The sequence below is a fragment of the Pseudoflavitalea sp. G-6-1-2 genome (genome assembly GCF_012927185.1).
GTDB lineage: Bacteria > Bacteroidota > Bacteroidia > Chitinophagales > Chitinophagaceae > Pseudobacter.
Window position 1 is genome coordinate 535,878 of sequence record NZ_JABBGB010000003.1, and the last position, 23,527, is coordinate 559,404.

General features: G+C 46.3%; 22 protein-coding genes and 1 riboswitch. Of the genes, 20 read left to right on the forward strand and 2 right to left on the reverse strand.

The window, feature by feature from the left end; genetic code table 11:
- Positions 1 to 75 precede the first annotated feature (75 nt).
- The 4 genes from HHL16_RS19400 (at position 76) to HHL16_RS19415 (ending at position 9,614) form a co-directional block, all read left to right on the forward strand.
- Positions 76 to 3,357 (forward strand): SusC/RagA family TonB-linked outer membrane protein, encoded by a 3,282-nt coding sequence (locus HHL16_RS19400; protein ID WP_169427002.1) that lies wholly within the window; start codon positions 76 to 78, stop codon positions 3,355 to 3,357.
- Between the two features lie 22 nt (positions 3,358 to 3,379).
- A complete protein-coding gene (locus HHL16_RS19405; RefSeq protein WP_169427003.1) occupies positions 3,380 to 4,822 on the forward strand; it encodes a RagB/SusD family nutrient uptake outer membrane protein in 1,443 nt (480 codons plus the stop codon).
- A 21-nt stretch (positions 4,823 to 4,843) separates the two neighbouring features.
- Positions 4,844 to 6,082 (forward strand): thioredoxin family protein, encoded by a 1,239-nt coding sequence (locus tag HHL16_RS19410; RefSeq protein ID WP_169427004.1) that lies wholly within the window; start codon positions 4,844 to 4,846, stop codon positions 6,080 to 6,082.
- A gap of 220 nt (positions 6,083 to 6,302) precedes the next feature.
- Complete coding sequence (locus tag HHL16_RS19415; protein ID WP_169427005.1) at positions 6,303 to 9,614, forward strand: glycoside hydrolase family 38 C-terminal domain-containing protein; 3,312 nt, start codon at positions 6,303 to 6,305, stop codon at positions 9,612 to 9,614.
- A 5-nt stretch (positions 9,615 to 9,619) separates the two neighbouring features.
- Here HHL16_RS19415 and HHL16_RS19420 read toward each other — a convergent pair whose 3' ends face one another.
- Positions 9,620 to 10,684: an acyl-CoA dehydrogenase gene (locus tag HHL16_RS19420; protein ID WP_169427006.1), complete on the reverse strand. Its 1,065-nt coding sequence runs from the start codon at positions 10,682 to 10,684 to the stop codon at positions 9,620 to 9,622.
- Between the two features lie 2 nt (positions 10,685 to 10,686).
- Positions 10,687 to 11,328: a nicotinamide riboside transporter PnuC gene (gene pnuC, locus HHL16_RS19425; RefSeq protein ID WP_169427007.1), complete on the reverse strand. Its 642-nt coding sequence runs from the start codon at positions 11,326 to 11,328 to the stop codon at positions 10,687 to 10,689.
- A riboswitch (TPP riboswitch) is annotated at positions 11,324 to 11,443 on the reverse strand. Its footprint overlaps the gene before it by 5 nt.
- Positions 11,444 to 11,774: 331 nt before the next feature.
- On the opposite strand from pnuC, the gene HHL16_RS19430 reads away from it, so the two are divergent.
- The 16 genes from HHL16_RS19430 to rplN all read left to right on the forward strand — a co-directional run bounded on the left by HHL16_RS19430 (position 11,775) and on the right by rplN (position 23,513).
- Positions 11,775 to 13,964 (forward strand): DPP IV N-terminal domain-containing protein, encoded by a 2,190-nt coding sequence (locus tag HHL16_RS19430; RefSeq protein WP_206022495.1) that lies wholly within the window; start codon positions 11,775 to 11,777, stop codon positions 13,962 to 13,964.
- A gap of 181 nt (positions 13,965 to 14,145) precedes the next feature.
- On the forward strand, positions 14,146 to 14,994 hold the full coding sequence (locus HHL16_RS19435; RefSeq protein ID WP_169427009.1) for a hypothetical protein: 849 nt from the start codon (positions 14,146 to 14,148) through the stop codon (positions 14,992 to 14,994).
- 104 nt (positions 14,995 to 15,098) lie between these two features.
- A complete protein-coding gene (locus HHL16_RS19440) occupies positions 15,099 to 15,815 on the forward strand; it encodes a hypothetical protein (protein ID WP_169427010.1) in 717 nt (238 codons plus the stop codon).
- A gap of 144 nt (positions 15,816 to 15,959) precedes the next feature.
- A complete protein-coding gene (locus tag HHL16_RS19445; RefSeq protein ID WP_169427011.1) occupies positions 15,960 to 16,757 on the forward strand; it encodes a hypothetical protein in 798 nt (265 codons plus the stop codon).
- Positions 16,758 to 16,980: 223 nt separating this feature from the next.
- Entirely contained in the window at positions 16,981 to 17,286 is a 306-nt protein-coding gene (gene rpsJ / locus HHL16_RS19450; RefSeq protein ID WP_014220852.1) for a 30S ribosomal protein S10, read from the forward strand.
- Positions 17,287 to 17,712: 426 nt separating this feature from the next.
- Positions 17,713 to 18,330 (forward strand): 50S ribosomal protein L3, encoded by a 618-nt coding sequence (gene rplC, locus HHL16_RS19455; protein WP_169427012.1) that lies wholly within the window; start codon positions 17,713 to 17,715, stop codon positions 18,328 to 18,330.
- A 47-nt stretch (positions 18,331 to 18,377) separates the two neighbouring features.
- Positions 18,378 to 19,016, forward strand: coding sequence for a 50S ribosomal protein L4 (rplD, locus tag HHL16_RS19460; RefSeq protein ID WP_169427013.1), 639 nt, complete (start codon positions 18,378 to 18,380; stop codon positions 19,014 to 19,016).
- A 54-nt stretch (positions 19,017 to 19,070) separates the two neighbouring features.
- On the forward strand, positions 19,071 to 19,370 hold the full coding sequence (gene rplW, locus HHL16_RS19465) for a 50S ribosomal protein L23 (protein WP_169427014.1): 300 nt from the start codon (positions 19,071 to 19,073) through the stop codon (positions 19,368 to 19,370).
- Between the two features lie 78 nt (positions 19,371 to 19,448).
- The gene (rplB, locus tag HHL16_RS19470) at positions 19,449 to 20,288 is read left to right on the forward strand and encodes a 50S ribosomal protein L2 (RefSeq protein ID WP_169427015.1); all 840 of its coding nucleotides are present in this window, start codon (positions 19,449 to 19,451) and stop codon (positions 20,286 to 20,288) included.
- A gap of 25 nt (positions 20,289 to 20,313) precedes the next feature.
- Positions 20,314 to 20,586, forward strand: a complete 273-nt coding sequence (rpsS, locus tag HHL16_RS19475; RefSeq protein WP_169427016.1) for a 30S ribosomal protein S19 — start codon at positions 20,314 to 20,316, stop codon at positions 20,584 to 20,586.
- 75 nt (positions 20,587 to 20,661) lie between these two features.
- Positions 20,662 to 21,006, forward strand: coding sequence for a 50S ribosomal protein L22 (gene rplV / locus HHL16_RS19480; RefSeq protein WP_169427017.1), 345 nt, complete (start codon positions 20,662 to 20,664; stop codon positions 21,004 to 21,006).
- An 85-nt stretch (positions 21,007 to 21,091) separates the two neighbouring features.
- Positions 21,092 to 21,913, forward strand: a complete 822-nt coding sequence (rpsC, locus tag HHL16_RS19485; RefSeq protein ID WP_169427018.1) for a 30S ribosomal protein S3 — start codon at positions 21,092 to 21,094, stop codon at positions 21,911 to 21,913.
- Between the two features lie 86 nt (positions 21,914 to 21,999).
- A complete protein-coding gene (rplP, locus tag HHL16_RS19490; protein WP_169427019.1) occupies positions 22,000 to 22,419 on the forward strand; it encodes a 50S ribosomal protein L16 in 420 nt (139 codons plus the stop codon).
- 67 nt (positions 22,420 to 22,486) lie between these two features.
- The gene (rpmC, locus tag HHL16_RS19495) at positions 22,487 to 22,696 is read left to right on the forward strand and encodes a 50S ribosomal protein L29 (protein ID WP_169427020.1); all 210 of its coding nucleotides are present in this window, start codon (positions 22,487 to 22,489) and stop codon (positions 22,694 to 22,696) included.
- Positions 22,697 to 22,781: 85 nt separating this feature from the next.
- Entirely contained in the window at positions 22,782 to 23,039 is a 258-nt protein-coding gene (gene rpsQ / locus HHL16_RS19500; RefSeq protein WP_169427021.1) for a 30S ribosomal protein S17, read from the forward strand.
- A gap of 105 nt (positions 23,040 to 23,144) precedes the next feature.
- Complete coding sequence (gene rplN / locus HHL16_RS19505; protein WP_119051017.1) at positions 23,145 to 23,513, forward strand: 50S ribosomal protein L14; 369 nt, start codon at positions 23,145 to 23,147, stop codon at positions 23,511 to 23,513.
- Positions 23,514 to 23,527: the final 14 nt, after the last annotated feature.

The following is a 23,527-nucleotide window of genomic DNA, read 5'->3' on the forward strand; positions in this document are numbered from 1 at the left end:
ACTATGCAAAATGTAATGATTTGCATGCCGGCAACCTGCTGGAGGTATCGGCGCGTCACCAAATTTCTGTTAGTAATGAAACTAACTGCTGTATTTCTTCTGGCCGGAATTATGACTGTATCTGCGAACGCCGTTTCGCAACAGATCAGTTTTTCGGGTCAGCAGGTTTCTCTCGAAACTGTGATTGGTTCTGTTGAAAAACAAACCAGTTACGTATTCATGTACACAGACCAGCAGCTGCGTACTGCCCGGCCGGTTACCATGAAAGCGGTGAATGTTCCCGTCGAAAAATTTCTGGCTGATGTATTCCGCGATCAGCCTCTCAGTTTCACCATCAAAGGCAAAAGTATTTTCATCGCCACCAAACCCGTACCGGGCGTATCTTTCACCGAGTTACTGATTGCCGTTCAGGATCCTGTGGCAGGGCGCATTCTGGCTGCCGACGGCAAGCCATTGTCCGGCGCCTCTGTTTTGGTGAAGAACAGCAAAAACTCAGTGATGACCGATAACGAAGGCAATTTCAGATTGCAGGTGAAAGAAGGCGATGTTCTTGTTTTCTCCTTCGTGGGATATGAGCCGCGCGAGCTGAAGGTCACTGCTTCCATCCTCGAAAAAGCAAAACAACAATCCGGAATAATTCCTGAGCTCACTGTTCAGCTTTCATTAAGCAATTCGAAGCTGGACGAAATACAGGTGATTGCCTATGGCACCACCACCTTGCGCATGAACACCGGCTCCGTAGCCAAAATAAAAGGAGAGGATATCAGAAGACAACCCGTAGACAATCCATTGCTCGCATTGGGAGGCCGTTTGCCGGGTGTGCAGATTGTACAGACGAATGGCTTGTCGGGCGCTCCGGTTAGCGTACTGATCCGCGGCAAAAGTTCGCTGGGCGCAGCCAACGATCCTTTATATGTGATCGACGGAGTTCCCTTTGCGCATTCCCTTACCAATGTTACGTTGGGAAACGGCATTCAGGTGCAAACCCTTGGAGGACTTAGCAGCGCCAGTTTCCGTACCAATCCGTTTGTAGCTATTAATCCTTCTGACATTGAAAGTATTGAAGTATTGAAAGATGCCGATGCAACTGCCATCTACGGCTCAAGAGGCGCCAATGGTGTAATTCTGATCACTACCAGAAAAGCAAAGGCAGGGAAGATGTCTGTGGACTTCAACTTCTACACAGGATGGGGAAGGCCCACCAAACTGCCTGAGTACATGAACACGCAGCAGTACATTACCATGCGTAAAGAAGCGTTCAAAAATGATAACATCACACCTACTGCTTCCAATGCAACCGACCTGATGGTATGGGATACCACCCGCTACAACAACTGGAGCAAGCTGCTGATGGGAAACAAAGCCCACAGCACAGATGCACAGGTTCGTCTGTCTGGCGGCAATCAACAAACGCAGTTCGGATTGGCTGCCGGCTTCCATCGCGAAACGCCCATTTTTTACGGCAATATGTATAACAACAGGGTGAGCTTCCGTGCTAATGTGATGCATCGCTCAACCGACAATAAATTTCAGGTGTCTTTCAATGTCGGTTACAATGCAGATAAGAACAGCATCGTTACCACCGATCTTACTCAGTTGCTCAACACCATTCCCAATGCACCTGCTCCATTCGATGAAAAGGGCAATCTTGTATGGAGAGACAAAGGCATCAATTTCTCCAACCCAATGGCCTATCTCTTTAAAACATACCTGGGTAAAACCGACAACCTGATCGGTAACATCAACATGCGATACAACATTGCAGAAGGGCTGCAGGTTAGGCTGGATGCGGGTTATACAGCCATGACACTCGATCAGAGAACTGCAAACCCTATCAAATCTCAAAGTCCGTACAGCGCTAATCTCATCAGCAGTGCAGACTTCTACAATCAAACGCATAAGAACTGGATCGTAGAACCACAGGCAGAATACACCAAACGCTGGGGCCGCGGTAAACTGCAATTGCTGGCGGGTCTCAGCTTCCAGGAACAGGTGAATGAAGGCACTACCATCAATGCTTCGGGTTATTCAAACGACGACCTGATGAAAACACCGGGCCTTGCTTCGAACAAAGCTGTATCGAATTCTTACGCCAAGTATCATTATGCGGCCTTGTTCGGTAGAATCAATTACAACTGGGACAGCAAGTATCTCATCAATATTTCTGCGCGTCGCGATGGATCGAGCAGGTTTGGTCCTGGTCGTCAATTCGGCAATTTCGGAGCCATTGGTGCCGGCTGGATCTTCAGCGAAGAAAACTTCATGAAGAATCTGCACTTCCTTCACTTTGGTAAGCTGAGAGCAAGCATGGGCATTACCGGAAACGACCGTATCGGCGACTACCAATACCTGGCCAGCTGGTCGTCTTCCAACGCTGCTGTTCCGTATCAGGGACTCGGAGGTCTCTATCCATCGAGATTGTACAATCCTGATTTTGCATGGGAGCGAAACAAGAAATGGGAAGCCGCCATTGAATTGTCTTTTTTGGAAGACAAAATTTTCTTCAGTGCAGATTATTACCTCAACAGAACCGATAATCAGCTCACCGGACTGGTACTGCCTTCTCAGGTTGGTTTTACCAGCGTGCAGGCCAACAGAGATGCCATTTTGCAGAATACAGGATGGGAGTTGATGCTGAACACCACCAATATTGCAAAAGATAAGTTCAGCTGGAAATCGTCTTTCAATATTTCCTTCCCCAAAAACAAACTGATCGCATACCCGGGACTGGAAGATACTTACTACGCAAGTGTGTGGAGCATCGGTATGCCTATCACCATCAACAAATCCGTACCCTATCTTGGTGTTGATCCTGCTACCGGCATTCATAAACTGGCAGGGATCTCCATTCCGAAAGACCAGACTTCTGTAAATGATATGGCTATGCAATACTACGGCGGTCTTCAGAACACTTTTGAATACAAAGGATTCACACTCGATTTCTTTTTTCACTTCGTGAAGCAGAAAGGTAAAAGCAGTATTCTGTTTCAGGCACCCGGTTCGCGTGTGAACCAGCCTGTGGAGATGCTGGCCCGCTGGCAAAAGCCCGGAGATCCTACCAATGTTCAGAAGTTCTCTACAACAGGCGAGGCTGTTACAACATACAGCTACTATGCCAATTACTCTGATGCACGTATCGTTGATGCGTCTTATATCAGATTGAGGAACGTATCGCTCTCTTACCGTTTCAATAAACAGATTGCACAGAAAATAAAAGCGCAGGACCTGAGGGTGTATTTCCAGGGACAGAACCTGCTTACGATCAGTCCATACGAGATCAGTGATCCGGAAACCATGTCGCTTTCTTCAATGCCTCCAATGAGAATGCTCACAGTTGGCCTGCAGGTTGTTTTTTAATCAACTCAATCAAGTTGCAATTATGAAAAGTATATCATCAGTTATCAAATATAAAGTTTCAGTATTTAGCAGGAGAGCAGCGCTGACTTGCATTGCTGCGGCATTGCTGCTCGGCGGATGCAAGAAGTTTGTGGAGGTGGAAGATCCTCCGCATCAGCTCACCGGCGACAAAGTTTTCACCAGCGATAATTCTGCAACATCTGCCATGTTATCGATCTACATCGACATGATGAACGATCAGTTTGGCAACAGCGGTTCATTCGCGGTTTTTTCCATGAGCTCACTCGCCGGCATGTCTGCCAATGAAATGACATGGACGCAGAACAATACCACTGCTCCGATATTTCAGGAGTTTTCGGATCATAATCTCACTCCGGAGAATTCTTATGTGCAGCCTTTCTGGAGAGATGGATACAAATACATTTTCCGCACCAACGAAATTCTGAATGGATTGGCCACAGCTACGGGAATGACAGATGCTGTGAAGATCCAGTTACAGGGTGAGGCTAAATTCATGCGTGCATTCTGTTACTTCTATCTGGTGAATCTCTTCGGGGATGTGCCGCTGATTATGCAGACCGATTACAACCAGAACATGCTGCTGCCGCGCACTGCAGCAGCTAAAGTGTGGGAGCAGATCATAACGGATCTCAAGGAAGCTAAAGCGATGCTGAAAGAAACTTACCCTACGGCAGAAAGGCTTCGCCCCAATGCTTACACAGCAGGCGCATTGCTGGCACGTGCTTATCTCTATACAGGCAAATGGGAAGATGCAGAAAGAGAAGCGGATGCCATCATCGCATCGGGCAAGTATGGTACAGGTCTGCCAGCATTGAATCAGGTGTTTAAGATGAACAGCCCGGAAGCGATCTGGCAATTGCAGCCAGTACGCGCCAATTCCAATACAACAGAAGGTGCGCAGTTTATGGTAGTTGGTACCACACGCCCCAACTATGAGCTTACGCAGCAGATGTTGCAGGCCTTCGAAGCAAATGATCAGCGCAAGCTGGAATGGATTGGCTTCAGTGATCCCGTGAATAATCCAACTTGGGCCTTCCCGGCGAAATACAAAGCAGGAGCGGGTTCTGTAACGGAGTATTACGTTGTGTTCAGGCTCACCGAACAATATCTTATTCGCAGCGAAGCAAGAGCGCAACTGGGAGCAGCCAAATTACCGCTGGCGAAAAATGATCTGGACATCGTTCGTGCGCGCGCCGGATTGTTACCAACTGCAGCGGCAGATCAGACCTCACTGTTGCAGGCAATTGCGCAGGAACGCCGTGTTGAGTTCTTTGCTGAATGGGGCCATCGCTGGCTCGATCTCAAACGAACCAATATGGCTGAAACGGTGCTCAAGCCGCTGTCGCCTGCCGGTACCTGGAAAAAAGGTGATGACCTGTATCCCGTACCCGGACTGGAAATCAGGGCCAATCCCAAACTCGATCAAAATGAAGCGTACAGGTAGTTCACCTCAAAAAATTACACCATGAAAAGAAGATCCTTCTTCCTTCCATATAATTTCATACTTACAATGTTTGTATGTTCAGTTGCAAACGCTGTGCAGGCACAGGGCATTGAATTCATGCATAACCTCGACTCGGCTTTCGCAAAAGCAAAGGCTGAAAATAAAATGGTATTCGTTGACTTTTATACCAGCTGGTGCGGGCCATGTAAAGTGCTGGCCAATGAGGTGTTTCCGCAAAAGCAGGCGGGCGATTATTTCAATGCGAATTTCATCAATTGCAAAGTGCAATGTGATGATAAAGGAGCAGGTGAGATTATCGGAAAGAAATATAACGTGAATGCATATCCTACATTGATGTTTCTCGATGGAGATGGCAATACCATCCATTCAACCGCAGGTACTCCCGATTGCAATGGGTTGATAGAGCTGGCAAAAACAGCGCAGGACCCCAACAAAAATCAACTGTCGATGGTGCATCAGTGGGAAAGCGGCAATCGCGATCATGCATTCATGCTTAAATATTTCGGTGAACTGATCGGGAGCTACCGGAATCAGAAAGCCACTACTGAGTTTGAAGCATATTTCAGTCAGCTCGACAAGAAGAAGAAAACAACCAAAGAAACTTTCGAACTGATACAGCTGGTAAAAAGCGCACCATTTTCACTGCCATTTGAATACATCGGAGCCAACAAAAAGGCATTCGGAAAAACAGTAGGAGAGGCTGCTATCGATAGTTTTATTGCTAAAAGTTATCTCTGGTATTTCAAGGGCACTCAGCTCAGCGGGCAGATCAATAAAGACCTCTCTAAGTTCAATGCTGAAATGGAGCAATTCAAAGCAAAGAAATATCCTTACTATCAGGAGTATGCTGAATTTTATGCAGTGTTCGATTCAAAGGACAGCAATGGTAAGGATGATATTAAAGAATACATGCGGAGAGGAACTGCTTTTCTGGAAAAATATGGTAAGAAAAATGACAGCTATGCATTGTCATTGTCGAGCATGCTGGGAAACTGGACGGGTGGTAAAGACAAAGGCGCTGCCGGCATTCAATGGATGGAAGACTTGCTGAGCAGAAACAGAGATCCTCGCTTTCTCAATACCTATTTGTATATCCTGTGGAGGAACCATCACTGGGATAAAGCCATTGAAGTAGGAAATGAGATTAAAGAATCACTCGCGCGCAGCGGAAAAGAAACAGGGGATATTGAAAAACAGATCGAACAGATCAAAGGGTATAAAGTAAAATACGGCGATTAGGCTGCGCAAACAATTCATAGCAAAGGGAGTTACCGCAAGGTGCTCCCTTTGTTTTTTCGCCCGCCGCCAGTTCCCAAAAAATAATAATGTCCGGATATTATGTCTTTTCCCGAAATGTTATATGTTTGAACATACGTACATACTAATTGCCCGCTTTGTACCTACCGATAGCCGGCAATTTCAGTGATGTGCGCAAACCAGAACGATAAAAACTCGCCGCATGAGAAAAGTATTTGCACTGCTGAACCTTTGTCTGCTCTGCATTTCAGCATCAGCCCAATCCAATATTCCCTGGCTGGGCAATATCAAATGGATTACCGGATATGCCCATGAAGTCGGTGGTGAGAATATCGGCTACTTCTCCATCTATCCCGATCACGCACCTATAGCATTACTCACCCGCGCCTCAGACGGCAACAAAACCATCGAATGGGAAACCGCTGCGTTACCAGCATCAGAAAAAGGCCCCTACGTTTATTTCAGCTGGGTTGCGGCACACTCCAGCGCTACCAGCGGAGGGCCCCGCAATTTCGACCTCTATGTGAACGATCAAAAATTGCTCACCTTTACCACGCAGCCGGGTAACCGAAATCCTAACTGGACCTTCGCCGCGCCTGACAGCTCCAGACTTGTATTCATTCAAAAGAAACTCGATGGAAACAGCGATGCACACGGCCTTGCTTTTCTTCGCCTGCCCTTAACACGCCTCACTCTTGGTAAACCGGTGAAAATAAAAGTAACCGGACAAGCACAGCAAAGCAACGACTGGTTCATGACCTTCAAATTTTCTTTTGAAGAAAAAGCGGATGTGATCGCTACACCCTTCATGCTGAAGTCCGGAAAACAGCTGCTTTCCTTTACTGCACTGCATTTCGGCGCTAACGATGTAATGGATGTGCATGCCAATAAAAAAGCTTTCAAATTTCCTGTTAAAGAAGGGATCAATCAATACGATATCCCTGTTGATATTGTACAAAAAACAGACAGCATACTGGTAACAGTTTCATCGCGCGGAAAAGAACTGTTTCGCAGGCAGGTGATTATTCAACCTGTTGTGCATCGACAATTGTATTTTGTTCATCATTCCCATACCGATATTGGCTACTCACACCTGCAACCTGAAGTGGAAAAGATCCACAACAAAAATATCGATGATGCTCTCCGCATGATCGAGCAAACCAGGGCCCTGCCTGCAGCTGCAAGGTTTACATGGAATGTTGAATCGTTATGGGCTGTTGAAAATTATCTGAAGCAGGCGAGTGCCGGTCAAAAAGAAAAATTCATTGCGGCAGTGAAGAGCGGAAGCATCAATCTGTCTGCACTCTATGCGAATATCTTAACCGGATTGAGCCAACCGGAAGAAATGTTCCATTACACTGATTATGCAGCCCGTCTGAAAAAGCAGTATGGACTTGATTTTTCAGTAGCCATGACTTCCGATGTTCCAGGCTTCGCATGGAGCACTGTTTCAGCATTGGCAAAAGCCGGTGTAAAATATTTCTCTGTCGGATCGAATTACATCGGCGAGCATCATCCATTCCTCGGCGACCGTGCAGGTCATTTTCTGAAAGCATGGGGCGATAATCCTGTTTGGTGGATGGGGCCCGACGGAAAAGAAAAGATCCTCTTCTGGGCTGGAGGTAAAGGTTATTCCTCCTGGCATGGAACCGGCCCCGGTGCTGTGTTCGACAGAGGCCCGCAACGCATAGCCACCTACCTCGAAGAACTGAACAAGAAGAAATATCCTTATGAGATAGTGCAGTGGCGATACAATATCGTGGCTGATAATGGTCCTGTCGATACCAGCATCTCCCGATTCGTTGCCAGCTGGAATGAAAAATACAGTTCTCCAAGGATCGTATTGAGTACTGCTGAAACCATGTTCAAAGATTTTGAGCGTCGGTATGGAAAGCAGATCCCTGTTGTAAAAGGAGATATCTCGCCGTACTGGGAAGATGGCGCCATGTCAACCGCTGAAGAAGAAGGAAAGAATCGTGTGAACAGCCTTCGCCTGCAGCAACTCACAACTTTGTACAGCATGCTGAACCCCGGAAAATACAATGAGCAACTGTTCTATGAAGCATGGAAAAATATTCTCCTCTTTCATGAACATACATGGGGAGCACATAACAGCATCACCAGTCCGGATATAACTTTCGTTACAGAACAATGGAGAATCAAAAAGCAATTTATGCTGGATGCTGATGTGCGAACCAATCAGCTTGCAGATGAATTGATGAATACTATCAGTGATGCACATTCGAAAATAATAGCAGTATTCAATACAAGCTCATTTCCGAGAACCGGTGCGGCAATGATTCGTATTAATGGATCGGCTCAATCGGTAAAAGCGGCTAATGGGAAATTGTACCCACTGCAAAAGCTGAGCAACGGAAGTTTTGCATTTATCGCGCACGATGTGCCTGCCTTAGGCACGGCGATGTTTGAATTGTCTGATGAGCCTGCACCCGCAGCCAATCAAATAACGCAAACAGAAAATTCGCTTTCGAACGGATTGATCAAACTCAGCTGGGATGCCACTGACGGAAGCATTACCAGCCTCACCAAAGACGGTGCTTTCAACTATGCAGGGCGCTTCAACAAACAGGGACTGAACAGTTACTGGTATGTTCCCGGAACAAACCCGGAAGATGCCACCTCCAATAATCCCATCAAAGTAGTATTGCTGGAATCGGGACCTGTACTCACGCGCGTATCGCTCAAGTCTGCGGCACCGGGTGCGAACAGTCTCGAACGCAATATCACATTACTGGCAGGTGAAGACATCGTTCGGATCGAAAACATCATCGATAAGAAATCAGTAAGAAGCAAAGAAGCGGTACATTTTGGTTTTCCCTTCAACAGTCAGCTTCAGCAAACCACGCTGGATGCGGGTTATGGCATTATCAGATTTCAGGCAGATCAGTTGCCAGGCTCCAACAAAGATTATCTCTATGGCCGCCGCTGGCTGGATGCAAGTTCCACTGACAAAGGCATTCAGCTGTTGTGGATTCAAACCCCGCTTACCGAGCCCGGCACTATGATCGATGAAAGACAAACCGCCGGCAATGCGCATAAGAACTGGAAGACACACGCAGATAATACGAGTAACTGGTTCAGCTATGTGATGAACAATTACTGGCATACCAACTACAAAGCAGATCAGGAAGGAAAGAGTCAATACAACTATGCGTTGCGTCCGCATGAGAAAGTAAACAATGCAGAGATGGAGAAGGCTGCTGCTGCTTTTACGCAACCATTGCTTGCAGTACCCGTGAAGCAGGGTTTCAGCAACACCACAAATCTTTTCGGATTAAGCAATAACAATATCGTGGTAACGAGTATTCAGCCAGATGGAACGAACGCATTCATGGTGCGTCTTTTCAATCCGGAACCGATTGCTGCGGAAACATCTTTCCATTGGGGAAGATTGAAACCAAAACAGGTAATTGAAAAGCAAACGGGTAAAGTACTCCCCGGAACAATAAAGCTGGCGGCAATGGAGGTAATAGAACTGAAGCTGGAATTGTAACGGCGTTAAGATCCGCGCAACAGCTTATGCTGGCTTGCAGTGAAAAAATTCCGCCAGATTCTGTTGGCTTCCGAGTTTTCGTCGGCTGCCATCATACCCAGTACTGGATACAGTTCCTGCATCAGTTGTTTCGACACTGCAAATAGGTTCGTACTGCACTTACTCACCGCCGTTAGTGTATCTTCTGAGATGTGCCCATCTTTCACGAGCATATCCCATGATTTTTCGACCTGCGTATAAAAAAGATCACGGGTCATGAGTAGAGCAGCTTCGTGTTTTCCGGCGGCTTCCATTTTTGCCGGTGACGTGGAATGCTGCTGCAATAAGATTTCCAGAAAACGAAAAGCCATGCCGCAGAAATTGATGCCCAGTGTGGCTTCTGCAAATTGATGGAATGGATATTTGAACACCGCATGTGGCAGCACTGCATGTTCTGCTTCGATGAGAAACCGGCGGGTCTGCGGAACAGCTATGGGCGCAACTTCAAAGCTGATGCTGCCTGTAGCTTTCATGCCCATCATATGCCAGTCTGGTATCTGCTTCACTTCATCTGGCCGGAGCCAGAATGCTTCTGTTACCGGGTTGCCATTGCTATCGCGTTTCACCACTCCATTCTCTTTTATTACGCATGCGACTGTGAAGATGGTAGCGTGTGGTGCGCCAGTGGCGTATTTCCATTTGCCTGCAATTTCGTACATGCCGTTGCGGAGTGTGGCGGTTCCAGTCGGCGCGCCGCTTCCTGCCAGACAAACTTTGGGGTTGGAGAAAATACCCTGCACTTCGTCCGGATGCAAAAAGCCGATGAAGAAATTAGCTCCGCTGCAAAGCGTAACTGTCCAGCCGAGGCTGCCATCTGCCCACGCCAATGCTTCTTCCACCCGCAATGCTTCGGGGAGTGATAGTTCCAATCCGCCATTAGCTTTCGGAACAAACAGATTGAACCAGTTGTTTCGCCAGGCGAGTTCGAGCTGTGCCTGATGAAGACTGCCCTGCAACTCAGCTGCAGCAGCCGTTTCACGAATGATGGCCACTGCTTCGGGCGCAATGATTTTATCGAGGGGTATGATCATTATTATTCAATCGAGGGTACCAGATAACTGTCTTCTTCCTTGTTCTGCTGCGCTGTTTTTCTCCACTGGAAATATCCCATCACCGCGATGATGAATAAAAAGATAGTGAGGAAAGCATACAGTGGTAGCTGCTTGTGGAACAACAAAGGAACAGCCACTGCATTCGAAATGTTCAGCAGTATCCAGTTCTCCACTTTGCGTTTGGCCAGCAACCACATGCCTGCCCATGCCGTAGCGCTTACAAATGCATCCATTACAGGAACTGTAGATGGAGTGAAATATTTCAGCGAAGTGTAAAGCACTATAAATCCACCTACAACTATCAGCATCACATTCAGCCAGTCGCGTTGATTGCTGAAGCTTACTTTCACTGCGGGTTTGTCGCGCTTCTTCACCCAGAACCACCAGCCATAGATGCTCATAACGATGTAGTATAGGTTGAGCAGACATTCTGCAAACAATCCTGCTTCGAAGAGAATGAAAACCGAAAGAGCCGTAGCGGCAATGCCGGCAGGGTAGAGCCAGATCTTATTAGCTCTCGCGAGCAGCACTTCCGCTACACCTAATGCAACTGCCAGCCATTGAAGCATTGCAGTTTCCCTGACCTGCTGCCAGAGTAAATGGAACCAATCCTGTATGTTCATATTTTTTGTTTATCCCTACGCCGGCATTACCCGGATCAGGTGGATGAAGAAAACTTTTGAGTGGTTTTCTTCAAAGGGTATAATCTCAGCCTGTAAGGCACCCCCTTTGGAATGATGCGAAGATAGTACAACTATTGCACAGATATGCCTGTTTCTGCACAGTTAATCAACCGGCTGTCACACATGCAAATCGGTGCTGAGTTCAATCACCTAATTGCGTTCTTTTGCAATGTTAACCCCTGAAGCAAATTATTTCTATGCAAAAATCCTACTTACGCAACGCATAGATCTGTATGATGGCTAGTAAGGTTGACTAAACCTTAACCTCCAAAGTACCGGCCTTCTGCTCCTACAGAGGGCCTTTATTTTTTCCTTTTATCATTCTTCTTTGTTGCCCACGTGGTTTTGTACTAATTTCCAGCCCTAAAATTTCGCTGGAAATGCAAATGAAAAGAACCATTAGCCGATTGATAGTTTTAGCTATCGGCATGCTTGCTACCGATTCGCTCTTCGCTCAGGATGGACTTCAATGGGCAAAGGACGGAAACAGTTATTACGAAATGACTGATAAAGGAATTGTACAAAATGTGCCCAAAGCTCCTGCTACCGTGGTGTTGACCAAAGAACAGCTTACACCCGCCTCTTCTAAAAGTGCACTGGCTGTAAGCAGTTTCAGTTTTTCTGAAGATGATCAGAAAGTGCTGTTGTTTACAGATACCCGCAAAGTATGGCGCCTCAATACCAAGGGCAATTACTGGGTATTCGACAAAAAAGCGGGCACCCTCAAACAATTGGGTAAAGGCCGCGCAGCGAGCTCACTGATGTTCGCCAAATTCTCTCCCGATGCAAAAAAAGTGGCTTATGTAAGCGAATTCAACATTTATGTGGAAGACCTCGCTACCGGAGCCATCAAACAACTTACCAAAGACGGCAACAGAAAGCTGATCAACGGTACCTTCGACTGGGTGTATGAAGAGGAATTCTTCTGCCGCGACGGTTTCCGCTGGAGCCCCGACAGCCGCCAGATCGCTTACTGGCAGATCGATGCCAAGAACACCAAGGATTATCTGATGGTGAACAACACAGATTCTATCTATCCGGTAGCTGTGCCTGTTGAATATCCGATCGCAGGAGATGCTCCTTCTCCTTTTAAAATCGGTGTGGTGGATATCACAGCTGGCAAAACCAACTGGATGAATGTTCCTACCGATAAAGTGTTGCAGAGTTATGTTACCCGCCTCGAGTGGGCCAGCAGCAATGAACTGATTCTTCAGCATATGAATCGTCGCCAGAACGAAAGCAATATCATGCTCTGCGACGTGAAATCAGGAAGCGCCAAAAGCATCTACACCGAAAAAGATGCAGCGTGGATCGATGTTATCCAGCTCTGGGACGAAGACTATATCTGGGGCGGATGGGATTGGATCAACAATGGCAAAGAATTCATCTGGCCTTCTGAGAAAGACGGATGGAGACATCTTTACCGCATCAGCCGCGACGGCAAAAGCGAAACCCTCATCACCGTTGGCGATTACGATGTAATGGATATCGCCTGCATCGATGAAAAAGGCGGTTATGTTTATTTCATGGCATCACCCGGCAACGGAACGCAGAAATATCTCTATCGCATTACCCTCGATGGTAAAGGAAAAGCAGAACGCCTTTCTCCCGCAAACCAGCAGGGTTTCCATAATTATGATGTATCTCCTAATGCGAAGTACGCGGTGCATTCTTTCTCCAACTATTTCACTCCGGCTTCTGCCGATTTCATCACCCTGCAGGATCACAAACCTGTTGATGGCGAATCGAAGATCGATGCAGCAGTAGCGAAAGCAGATAAATCAAAATCAACACTCGAATTCTTCAAGGTTACCACTTCCGAAGGTGTTGAAATGGACGGATGGATGGTGAAGCCAAAGAACTTCGATGCTTCCAAAAAATACCCTGTGGTATTCTACGTGTACACAGAACCATGGGGACAGAACGTGAAGGATCAGTATGGAGTTGGCAGAAACTTTCTCTATGCCGGCAACATGCCGAACGACGGATACATTTACATTTCTATGGACAACCGCGGAACACCGGTTCCGAAAGGCCGCGAGTGGAGAAAATCTATTCACCACAATATCGGTCAGCTGAACATCAAAGATCAGGCGCTTGCTACCAGGGAAGTGCTGAAATGGAATTTCATCGATACCAGCCGCGTAGCGGTTTGGGGATGGAGTGGTGGCGGTTCTGCTACACTCAACCTGATGTTCCAGTATCCGGAGATCTACAAAACAGGTATCGCTGTTGCAGCAGTAGTTAACCTGAACACATACGACAATATCTACGAAGAAAGATACATGGGCCTTCCTCAGGAAAGACAGGCTGATTACGCAAAAGGATCTCCGCTCTCACACGCGAAGAACCTGAAAGGCAACCTCCTGTACATCCATGGAACCGCCGACGACAACGTGCATTACAACAATGCCGAAATGCTGATCAACGAACTGGTGAAACACAACAAACAGTTCCAGCTGATGAGCTATCCTAACCGTTCGCACAGCATGCAGGAAGGAGAGGGTACATTCATGCACCTGGCAACCATGTACACCAACTACCTGAAGCAATATTGCCCTCCGGGAGCAAGATAATTGCAGGGTAGATTTGATATAGATCATGTCATTCAAAGGGGCAGAGCTTGTTGCAAAACAGTTCTGCCCTTTTTCTGTGAAGGATGGTTTGCTGATCAGTTTACAGATAATTGCATTTCGTTTTTCGTTAACAGGGATGCCGCTTTATTATGATTATCTTGATGTGTAAACCTTGTTTCGTATGAAAAGAATTTTACCCCTGCTGGCAGTGATAGCACTAACTGCAAGCTGTAACCGCTATCAGTACCTGAGTTTCGATAGTAAGCACATAAACAAGAACGACCAGAAAGATTTTGTGGTGGACACAGATAGTCTGAAGATCATTTACAGTTTCACCGGCGTGAATGCCCCCGTGAATATCCGCATCTACAATAAACTCGATCAGCCACTCTGGGTTAACTGGCGCCGGAGTGCACTGGTGATCAATCAGCGTGCAATCAGTTACAATGGTTCACTTACCAGTATGCCGGACATCGTTGCTGCTGCAAGAACCGGCGATCCTGAGCCTGTTGCATTATCAGATGAGCATAACAATGATGATCTGCCTGCAGCAGAAACATCTTATACGAATCAGAAAGGCGAGCTTATTCCACCGCACAGTTATATTTCCAGATCGCCGATGGGGCTTACCAACGACTTTTTCAATGAATTGCCAAAGTCGGCCTTCAGGGTTACTTCGCGCATCATGTACGACGGTACGGTTGCCCATGTGAAAGAGGCGGAATTTTCAGAAGAGAATTCACCGCTTCGTTTCAGAAACTATCTCAGTATTGTGGGGGAGGATAGCGCAGCAAAGCCAATAGTGTACCAGCATACTTTTTATGTAGGCCAACTGATAAGAACTGGTATTGGTCCCGGACAATTCGATGCAGGGCAGGCCTGGGTGAAAAAAGAAACAGGATTAGGAAAAGGAATGGCCACCGGATTTGGCATCGTCGCCGAAGCTGCTATTGTTGGGGCTGCAGATGCATTGACAGAGAAAATGACGGGCAGGCCGGTTATACGATACTATCCCTACGATAAACCATAGTAATTATTTCTAATGCCGTATATGTGCAGACGAAAAAGTTAAATGAAGCATTCTTAACAGATTGTAAGAAAATTTCTTTTTACTTTTCGGGCACAAACCTGATTATGAAGAATTTAATACCCCTGCTCCTATTAATAGTATCCTTTACCGGTTGTAAATCCTACCAATATATTTCAGTTAACAGTACCCAGCTTCTGCGAACCGGCAATGATGAATTTGTTGCCGAGAACGACAGTGTGAAGATCACCTACAATTTCAACGGAAAGAACCTTCCTGTAAATATCCGCGTAATGAACAAGCTGGATAAGGTGATGGTGATCGACTGGAAGCGAACTTCTCTCATCATCAATGATCAATCCTACAGTTTCTTCAGGGAAGAAAAAGTAACAAGGGGAAGGGCAGAAACATCTACCCTGGCTTTATCGAGAATTGCCAGCAGTTCATATACTGAATTCAGATCTGTAACTCAAATGCCTCCTGATGGCGAAACAGTTCCTCCTAAATCTTTCGTAACCCGCAGCTCTCAGTTTGTTACGGACAATTTTATAGAACCTGCTCCGGGACATCCGGGATTTGGGAAAACAAAGTACTCCATGCCTCATGGTCCCAGAGTGAGAGTAAGGATGGCCAGCTTTGAGCAAAGCAATTCTCCTTTAGTGATCAGAACTTACCTGAGCATGCTGATTGAAGAAGGGGGGAAGATCCAGACCATTCCTCTGGAGCATAATTTTTATGTATCCTCTCTGATCAGGACCGATAGAAATCCCTTTACCACTGGTTGGAATGGGGCATACGTAGTGCAGGCTGCCGGTGTTCAGTAGATAACCGGAAGAATTCCACTACAAACTGAACTGTTGTATTACAATGCCAGCCCGCATTCTGTAAATATACCGGGAACGTATCGGATGGTTTCGCCTGATCGGCGAAGCGCATTTCTGAATGATCCCGGACCACAAAACCCGATTATGAAGATTTTAGCATCTCTGCTCTTTTTAGTGATTTCCGTTTCTGGCTGCCGCACCTATCAATACGTTTCTGTGAAAAGCAATCAGCTTCAGCAGAACGATAAAAGTGAGTTTGTTGCGGAAAACGACAGTGTTCAGATCAGTTACAGTTTCAAAGGGGAAGACTTCCCGCTGAGTATCCGTTTTATGAACAAACTGAATAAGGCGATGGTGATCGATTGGAACCGGAGTTCTCTTATCATCAATGGACAAGCCTATGGCATGCTGCCGCAGGAAGCGAAAACAAAGGGCCAGGCAGTGACTGTAGGATCAACGATTCCAAGACCGGCGCCTGTATCCTATACCGATTTCTCTGCAGTTACAACCATGCCTCCGGATGGAGAGACTGTTCCTCCGATGTCTTTTGTAGCCCGGGAATCTAAAAAGCTTACCACCAGATTTCTGGAACTGCCGGCCGGCAACACCATTACACCTGTGGCAACAAAGGTTGAAATGCCGAAAGGATCCACGCTGAATGTGAAGATGTTCAGTTTTGAGGAGAAGAATTCTCCGATGCTGGTGAGAACCTTTCTTACTACGCTGATGGAGACAGATGGCAAGATTCAGACGGTGACGCATGAGCATGCATTTTATGTATCGTCGATGTTCCGAACAAACAGAGACCCTTACCGTACTGGTTGGAAAGAAACCTATACGGCCAAAGCGTCGGTAGGGGGAGAAGTGCTGGCGGGAGTAGCGGGAGCAGCGGTGGTTGGCGTGCTGGTGATAGCGGCGGTGAACAACTCTGAAAAAAAATAATAAAAAAAATCAGGTGTCCGGAATAAGGCAGACGCTCAAAAGCGGAAATATTAGCACCTGAAATACAGTAAGATACAAACATTATTTGCGGCAAAGGCAGTAAACACCTACCTTTGCCGCCTATTTTTTTAACCAGTGGGAGCAAAAGTTTTCGTTATTTCTTTTGTTAATAAAGAAACAAGCCCTTACCTTTGCATCCCCATCGAAAAATGGGTTTTGGAATATGTCTCAACGAATCAGAATCAAATTACAATCATACGATCATAACCTGGTTGATAAATCAGCGGAGAAGATCGTGAAGACTGTGCGAAGCACCGGCGCTGTAGTTACAGGCCCTATTCCTTTACCTACAAGGAAAAAGATCTTTACAGTTCTGCGTTCACCGCACGTGAATAAGAAGAGCCGTGAGCAATTCCAGCTCTGCACGCACAAACGCCTTCTGGACATTTATACTTCCAGCAGCCGTACAGTAGATGCGCTCAGCAAACTCGATCTGCCTTCAGGGGTAGAGGTAGAGATCAAAGCGTAAAATTTTTGAGGCCTTGTCCGGATTTAAGATCCAGACAAGGTTTTTTCATAGTTCTTTCCAACCTATTCTGCAAACTTGGTCCGGTAAAACGGCCGATAAAGCAGCGCTGGGTAATTATAGCGGGTCCTGAGCAGAAAACTCAGAGATCCGGATAGAAAAAACATTTAAATATGAACTAGCCCTTCGAGGTTAGTTTACTATCGGTACTTCTATCACCCGCAGAGCCATATGCCTCATTGAGGCTACTTAACAGAAAGGCAAACACGGGCATCCCGGATGAGGGATGAACGAAGCAAACAGCAGATCGCAGATCAGGGCAGCTTCGGTGAACAACAGAAAAGGTCGGTAGCAAACGGGGATTGAAGTCCTGATGGTCATCCGTCATCAACTGTCTCTTCAACCTTTCGAAGGCATAAATTAAAAACGATGAAAGGAATTATTGGAAAAAAGGTCGGGATGACCAGCATCTTCAGTCCCGATGGTAAGCAAACTTCTTGCACCATCATTGAAGCTGGTCCCTGTGTAGTTACCCAGGTAAAAACAAAAGATACCGATGGGTACAACGCACATCAGATCGCTTTCGGCGACAAAAAAGAGAAACACACACTCTTAGCCGAGAAAAATCACTTCGCAAAGGCAAATACTCCCGCCAAAAAAGTCGTAAAAGAATTTCGCGACTATTCTCTCGAAAAAGCATTAGGTGAAACTATCACTGTAGACATCTTTACTGAAGGCGAAACCGTAGACGTGGTTGGTACTTCAAAAGGTAAAGGTTTCCAGGGGGTAGTTAAACGTCATGGATTCAGTGGTGTTGGTGAACAATCACACGGTCAGCACGATCGTCAACGCGCTCCAGGTTCTATCGGTAACTCTTCTGACGCATCACGCGTATTCAAAGGCATGCGCATGGCAGGCCGTATGGGTGGCGACAGAGTGAAAGTGAAAGGATTGAAAGTGGTGAAAATTTTCGCTGAAAAGAATTATATCCTCGTGAGTGGTTCAGTTCCTGGCCACATCGGTGCTGTTGTAATTGTTCAGAAATAACATTAACTGAAGAACTGACCTCCGGGTCAAATCAAAAACAGAGTAAGATGCAATTAGATGTATTAAACATAAAAGGTCAGAAAACAGGTCGCTCAGTAGAGCTTCCCGATGATATTTTCGGAATCGAGCCGAACGATCACGTGATCTACCTCGCTGTGAAACAATTCCTGGCTGCTCAGCGTCAGGGAACACACAAAGTGAAAACCCGTCTGGAAGTGAAAGGTTCCAGCAAAAAGCTGCACCGTCAGAAGGGTACAGGTGGCGCCCGTAAAGGTAACCTCCGTAACCCGCTGTACAAAGGTGGTGGTACTATCTTCGGACCTAAGCCCCGCGATTACGACTTCAAACTGAACCGTAAAGTGAAGGACCTGGCCAAAGTAAGTGCACTGGCTTACAAAGCGAAAGAAAATGCAATTGTGATTGTTGAAGACATGAACTTCGACACTCCTAAAACCAAAACTTTCGTTGAAGCTCTTAAAGCGCTGAATATCAACAATAAGAAAGCTCTGGTTATTCTGCCTGAGTATAACGATAACGTATACCTGAGCCTCCGTAACATCCCTAAGGTGAACGGTACGCTGATCGCAGACATGAACACTTACGACCTCGTTAATGCGAACGTTCTGGTGTTGACTGAAACCACTGCCAAACTCTTCTCTGAAGAAGAAGCAGTAGCTGAAGCGTAACGAAGCAGGGGAGTACCCGCTTCACCAATTGTATAATTTTTCAAATTGAGTTATATGAAACTCTCAGAAGTATTAGTAAAACCGATCGTTACCGAAAAGAGCAACAAGCTCACTGATGCCAGGAGAACTTACGCTTTTCGTGTAAATCGTAAGGCAAATAAACTGGAGATCAAGAAAGCTGTTCAGGATTTCTACGGTGTAAATGTAATTGATGTGAACACTATCGTAGTTCCCGGTAAAGCTAAAAACCGTTTCACTAAAGCTGGTTTCATCTCTGGTGTAAAACCTGCTTACAAAAAAGCTTACGTAACTGTAGCTGAAGGTGAAGCAATCGACCTGTACGGTAATATCTAATTATATATCTATCAGGAATGGCGCGTCAAACGCCGCAAAGCATTGACAAAGATTTTTAAACTGTTTAAGTAACAACAAATGGCACTTAAGAAATACAAACCGATCACCGCAGGTACCCGTTGGAGAATTGGGAATGCGTATGCTGAGATCACTACCAACGAACCTGAAAAATCACTGCTGGAATCTACTTCCGGAACTGGTGGACGTAACGCACAAGGCCGCAGGTCTATGCGCTATATCGGTGGCGGTAACAAAAAGATGTATCGTAAGATCGACTTCAAGAGAAACAAAAATGGCATCAAAGCCGCTGTAGCTTCTATTGAGTACGATCCAAACCGTACTGCATTCATCGCTCTCCTGAACTATGTTGATGGTGAGAAAAGATATATTCTGGCTCCTCAGGGTCTGCAAGTAGGTTCTACCGTTGAAAGCGGACCTGCAGTAGCTCCTGAAGTTGGAAACGCTCTCCAGATGAAGAACATCCCTCTCGGTACCAACATCCACAACATTGAGATGCAACCTGGTCAGGGTGGTAAACTGGTTCGTTCTGCAGGTACTTCTGCTCAACTGACCAACAAAGAAGAGAAATATGCTGTGTTGAAAATGCCTTCAGGTGAACTGAGAAAGGTACTGATCAACTGCTTCGCTACCGTAGGTATCGTGAGCAATGGCGATCATAACCTCGAGATGATGGGTAAGGCCGGCCGTAACCGTTGGAAAGGTATCCGCCCACGTACCCGTGGTGTTGCGATGAACCCTGTAGATCACCCGATGGGTGGTGGTGAAGGTCGCGCTTCAGGTGGTCACCCACGTAGCAGAACCAGCAAATACGCTAAGGGTCTGAAATCACGTACACGTGGAAAAGGCAGCGATAAGCTGATCATCCAACGTAAGAACGGTAAAAAATTAGCAAAGTAAATTCTCAACTTCAAATTAATCAGATATGGCTCGTTCGATAAAAAAAGGTCCTTATGTGGCGGCGAAACTGGAACAAAGAGTTCTGGCCATCAATGAAGGAAAAGCCAAGAAAGGTGTGCTCAAAACATGGAGCCGCCGTTCTACCATCACTCCTGATTTTGTAGGACATACACTGGCTGTGCACAACGGTAACAAATTCATCCCTGTATACGTGACTGAATTTATGGTAGGTCACAAACTGGGCGAGTTTGCACCAACGCGCAACTTCAGAGGACACTCAAGTAAAAAAGTAGCTTAATCAAAATAGTTACTGGTTGCAGGTTACCTGGAGAAACAGGAAACCGGTAACCGGGAACCAGAAACAAGAATTACAATGGAAGCAGTAGCTAAACTTAGAAATTATCCCACGTCTCCCCGCAGAATGCGTCTGCTGGCCGATGAGATCCGTGGCATGGCAGTAGAAAAAGCGCTGGCATTGCTGGAGCACCATCCGCAACATTCTGCAACGCCATTAGGCAAATTGCTGAAAAGTGCAGTAAGCAACTGGGAGCAGAAGAATGAAGGAAAAAGTGCAGCAGATGCCAACCTGGTGGTAAAAACAATCTTCGTTGATGGAGCCCGCACCCTGAAAAGGATGTTACCTGCACCTCAGGGAAGAGCGTACCGCCTTCGCAAGCGCAGCAATCACGTGACGATCATTGTAGACGCTAAAAACTAAACGAAAAAGATCTGTGTACGATCAGTGCAGCATGAGCGGTGGTAAAAGCAGATCAACAAATTTTCAAATTTTCAAATTCTAATAAATGGGTCAGAAAACAAATCCTATTGGTGCCAGGTTGGGAATTATCCGCGGTTGGGAGTCTAACTGGTATGGAAACAAGAAAGATTTTTCTACCAAGTTGATCGAGGATAACAAGATCAGAACGTACTTGAATGCCCGTATCAACAAGGGAGGAATCGCAAAGATCGTTATCGAGCGTACGCTGAACAAGCTGATCGTTACGATCCACACTTCCAAGCCCGGTATCATCATAGGTAAAGGCGGTGGCGAAGTAGACCGTATCAAGGAAGAGCTGAAAAAGCTGACTGGTAAAGATGATGTTCAGATCAACATCCTCGAAATCCGTCGCCCTGAGCTCGATGCCATGATCGTAGGCGATACCATTGCCCGTCAGATCGAAAATCGTATCAACTATAAAAGAGCTATCAAGATGGCGATCGCTTCTGCTCTCCGCATGGGTGCTGAAGGTATCAAAATCAAAGTTGGTGGCCGTCTGGGTGGATCTGAGATCGCCCGTACCGAAGAAATCAAACAAGGTCGTACTCCTCTGCATACCCTGCGTATGGATATCGACTATGCTAACGTATTTGCACTCACTGTTTACGGAAAGATCGGTATCAAGGTATGGATCTGTAAAGGTGAAGTTCTTGGCAAACGCGACCTCAACCCCAACTTCGTAGCAGGTAAGGGTGAAGGAGATGCACGTCAGGAAGGTGGCCGCTCACATCATGGTGGAGACAGAAGAGACGATCGTCGTGGTGGTGGAGACCGTCGCGGTGGTGGAGACAGAAGAGACAACCGTGGTGGTGGCGGTGGACAACGCCGTGACAACAGGAAAGCATAACCGAAGCAAAAGGGCAGTTTGAAGGATGCCCTGAGAAAAAGGGACCTTCAGATTACCAAATTCACAAATTTTCAAATTGTTTATAAATGTTACAGCCTAAAAGAACGAAACACAGGAAAGCGCAGAAAGGACGCATCCGGGAAGTAGCAAAGCGTGGCTCTACCATCGCTTTTGGTTCTTTCGCTTTGAAGGCCCTCGAACCAATCTGGTTAACCAACCGTCAGATCGAAGCGGCCCGTCAGGCAATGACCCGTGCTATGAAGCGTGAAGGTAATGTGTGGATCCGCATTTTCCCTGATAAACCAGTTACCCGCAAACCACAGGAAGTGCGGATGGGTAAAGGTAAAGGTAACCCTGAATTCTGGGCTGCTGTGGTTGAACCAGGTCGTATCCTGTTTGAAGCAGACGGTGTTACACTCCAGACCGCTAAAGAAGCACTGGAACTGGCTGCTCAGAAACTGCCGATCAAGACCAAGTTCATTGTACGCAGAGACTATCAAGCATAATTTGATTCATGAGGTGCAGCGTTAGCCGCCGATTCAATCAAATCTTCAAATTCTCAAACAGAGTATTATGTCTAAGAAAATAGAATTCGTAAAGAGCCTGACAGACCTGAGTGCTGCAGATCTGAAAGCAAGGATCCAGGAAGACGAGCTTCGTCTGAAGAAACTGGAGTTTGCTCATGCCATCTCTCCACTGGAGAACCCCATGAGCATCCGCAGTCTCCGCAAGGATATTGCACGCCTGAAAACAATGCTGACACAAAAGCTGGCACAGGCTTAAATGTAAGATCTGAAAGCCTGATCTGAGGAGAAGAAAAGGTGAGTAGGTTTTCAGACTAAAACAATCAAACTTTCAAATTACTAAGATGACTGAAAGAAATTTGCGGAAAACAAAAACAGGAATAGTTACCAGCAACAAAATGGTAAAAACTATCACTGTAGCCGTAGAAAGAAAAGTAAAACACCCTATTTACGGCAAGTTCGTAAAGAAAACTACTAAGTTCCACGCTCATGACGAAAAGGATGAGTGCACAGTAGGTGATGTGGTGAGAATCATGGAAACCCGCCCTCTCAGCAAAACAAAACGCTGGAGACTGGTAGAAGTGATCGAGAAAGCGAAGTAGTAAAGAAGTTAGCTATTGGCGATTAGCGTAGCTGACACCTCAATTATAATTTATCATTAGCTGTTGGCTGCAATGCCTGATAGCTAAAAGCTAAAAGCTAAAACAATGATTCAGCAAGAAAGCAGATTAAACGTAGCTGATAATAGTGGCGCCAAAGAAGTGTTGTGCATTCGTGTGCTGGGTAACAGCGGACAGGATTATGCCAAGATCGGCGATAAGATCGTGGTTACCGTTAAAGACGCCATCCCTGCAGGCGGTATCAAAAAAGGTACTGTTGTTAAAGCGGTGATCGTTCGCACAAAAAACAAACTGCGCCGTAAAGACGGATCTTATATCCGTTTCGACGACAACGCAGTAGTACTTCTGAACGCATCCGATGAGCCACGTGGTACACGTATCTTCGGACCAGTTGCCAGAGAGCTGCGTGATAAAGGTTACATGAAAATTATTTCACTGGCACCTGAAGTACTGTAAGCGAATTCACTCCA